This window comes from Klenkia sp. AC732 (assembly GCF_979256525.1).
The window spans coordinates 1-243 of record NZ_CEEDOS010000158.1 but is presented as its reverse complement, the minus strand read 5'-3'; the positions used below and the strand labels follow the sequence as shown (position 1 = coordinate 243).

General features: G+C 68.3%; 1 pseudogene. It reads left to right on the top strand.

The annotated features are described in order from the left end of the window. Positions 1-243: pseudogene (locus AC0IVP_RS22090) on the top strand (ABC transporter ATP-binding protein); the annotation flags it as partial.

The following is a 243-nucleotide window of genomic DNA, read 5'->3' as shown; positions in this document are numbered from 1 at the left end:
CGAGCCCACCGCGGCGCTGAACGACACCGACACCGCGCACCTGCTCGGGCTGATCCGCGGCCTCAAGGACCGCGGGCTCACCTCGATCATCATCTCGCACAAGCTCAACGAGATCGACGCGATCGCCGACCACACCACGATCATCCGGGCCGGCCAGACGGTCGAGACCCTGGACATGGCCGACCCCACCGTCGACGTCGACCGGATCATCCGGCTGCTGGTCGGTCGCGCCCTGGACTCCAA